The organism is Micromonospora sp. MW-13 (genome assembly GCF_003434305.1).
Lineage (GTDB): Bacteria > Actinomycetota > Actinomycetes > Mycobacteriales > Micromonosporaceae > Micromonospora.
Genome location: NZ_QKKX01000106.1, coordinates 1 through 2,579, shown reverse-complemented (window position 1 = coordinate 2,579; position 2,579 = coordinate 1). Strand labels below are relative to the sequence as shown.

The 2,579-nt window shown below is 65.1% G+C and carries 2 protein-coding genes; one reads left to right on the top strand and one right to left on the bottom strand.

Annotated features, from left to right (window positions below):
- Positions 1-351: 351 nt before the first annotated feature.
- Positions 352-591 carry a hypothetical protein gene (locus C5N14_RS33720; protein WP_243640295.1) on the bottom strand — a complete coding sequence of 80 codons (240 nt, stop codon included), beginning with the start codon at positions 589-591 and terminating at the stop codon, positions 352-354.
- A 229-nt stretch (positions 592-820) separates the two neighbouring features.
- Between C5N14_RS33720 and C5N14_RS31410 the strand changes: the two genes are divergently transcribed.
- A complete protein-coding gene (locus C5N14_RS31410; protein WP_117673530.1) occupies positions 821-2,509 on the top strand; it encodes an IS1634 family transposase in 1,689 nt (562 codons plus the stop codon).
- Positions 2,510-2,579 lie beyond the last annotated feature (70 nt).

Sequence of the window (2,579 nt, the reverse complement as noted above, 5' to 3'; positions counted from 1 at the left end):
TAGTTGGTTCGACCACAGAACTAGCGCTGGTCCGACAGCCGGACAGATCTGGTCCGACCACCGGACCGGATTCAAACACCAAACATCGCCCCACCGCACGCGGATCGTCGAACACCAGCCAGAGCCACCCCTACATCCAGGGAGCCAATGGCTACTGCTCCTTTCCCAACTGCGGCAGGTCCGCGCCACTTCATTGAATGACCTGGCCACTCGACACTCCGCTACGGCGCGCTCAGGACATGCCGCCACTGACGAAGCAGGCAACCACTATCGAAACTCGAATTCGGTTCCGCAACCACGCCGCATTGCATGGTGGGACCCAGCCCTGCAAGGCCAGGTCCCACCACACAGCTAGCTTAAGGGATGCGGCTCATTAGTAAGCGCCGACAAGGCTGCGGCGATCTCCTGTACTGTCGCCCGCACATAGGTGGCTGTAGTGCCAGCATCACCGCCGCTTTCCGAATGACCGGCGTATGCTCGTGCGATGGCATAGCCGAAGTTCCTTTCCACCCATGTCAGCGTGGTGTGACGCAACCAGTGGGTGCTGATCTGTTGTGTGTAAACCCACGGCAGGTGCTCGCCGATCCGCACCCACAGATGATCGTAACGCCGGTATGTGATGGGCTGCCCACTTCGATAGCGCAGCAGTTGACCTTCCTCCGTCGCACCCCGCTCCTCAGAATGCCGTTGCAGATACCGCATGAGCGTCGGAGAAACCGGCTGCCACCGCCTAGCCCGAGTTTCCGGCTTTTCATGATCGACAAGCGTTGAAAGGGCTCCGGTGCTGGGTTTTTGGCGCCCGGCGGTGTATTACCTAGATATGCCGTCGATCGTGGGGAAGCGTCAGGGTGGGCAGACCTACTACTACCTGGTCGAGTCCGCCCGCGTCGATGGCAAGCCGCGCATCGTTTCCCAGCAATACATGGGTCCGGCGGCCGAGGTGATCGCGAAACTGACCGGCGCGGCGGCGGTCGCACCGGTGCGTAGTCAGCATAAGCGGTTCGGGGATGTGGCAGCGGTGTGGTCGGTGTTGGCCGGCCTCGATGTGGTCGGGCTGGTCGATGATGTCGCGCCCCGTCACGCTCACGCGGGCGCCTCGGTGGGTACCTATCTGGCCCTGGCCACGTTGAACCGGGTGGTGGACCCGTGCTCGAAGCGGGCCTTCGCCGACTGGTGGGCCACGACATCCGGGCCACGCTGGGTGAAACTGGATGAGCAGGCTCTGGATCACCGCCGGTTCTGGGACGCGATGGACCGCCTCGGCGACGGGGACCTGACCGTAATCGAGACCCAGATCTACGGCGGTATGATCGACCGATACGGCCTGGATCTGGCCAGCGTCGCGTTGGACATGACCAACTTCGCCACCCACATCAATTCGACCAACGAGCGGGCATCGATCGCCCAACGCGGCAAGGCCAAACAGAAACGCGTTGACCTGCGCCTGATCGGCCTGGCCCTGGTCGTCACCCGTGACGGTGGTATCCCGATCGTCTCGCACGCCTACCCCGGCGACCGGCCCGACGTCACCCAGTTCACCACCGTCTTGGACGAACTTGTCACCCGCTACCGACTGCTGATCGACTCGGTCGAGTCGTTGACCGTGGTCTACGACGCCGGCCAGAACGCGGCCGACAATCACGCCCTCGTCGAGGAGTCAGGCGTCGGGTTCGTCGGGTCGCTACCACCCAGCGACCACCCCGACCTGCTCGACATCCCCCGCACCCGCTACCGCGTGGTCGACCCCGACCGCTTCGGTGAGCTGACCGCCGTGGATACCACCGTCACCGCGCTGGGCGTCACCCGCCGCGCGGTGCTGACCCACTCACCCACGTTGCACGCCGGGCAGTCCCGCGGCCTGGACCAGACCCTGGCCAAGGCCCACGCCCGCCTCGTCGACCTGCAGGCCCGCCTGGACCGTGCCGCTACCCGCCGTTCCCTGGCCGCAGTCGAGGCCGACATCGCCACCATCCTCAAACCCCGCTGGGTCGGCCAGATCATCACCACCACCCTCACCGGCGACGACCCGGCCACCTTCCGGCTGTCCTGGCGCACCAACAGCCGCGCCCGCGCCAAACTCGAACAGCGCCTGTTCGGCAAACGGATCCTGTTCACCAACCGCGACACCTGGCCGGTCGCCGACGTCGTGGCCGCCTACCGCTCCCAGTCCGAAGCCGAGTTCGGTTTCCGCCAACTCAAAGACCCCCACGTCGTGTCGTTCTCACCCATGCACCACTGGACCGACCAGAAAATCCGCGTCCACGTCTTCATCTGCGTACTCGCCCTCGCCGTCGCGCACCTCATACGCCGCGCCGCCCATCAAGCCGGTCTGCACCTGTCCGTCCGCGGACTGCTCACCGAACTGGCCGGCATCGGCGAGACCGTGCTGCTCTACCACGACGGCGGCAAAGGCCGCCCCCGCGCCCAACGCATCCTCACAGACATGACCGACACCCAACGCAGCCTCTACGACCTGTTCGGTCTCGACCGCTACGCCCCCACCCGCTGACCAGCACCACCACCCCGGTTAGGTAATACACCGCGCACCTCGCAGCGCATACCCTCACCAGCACAACACG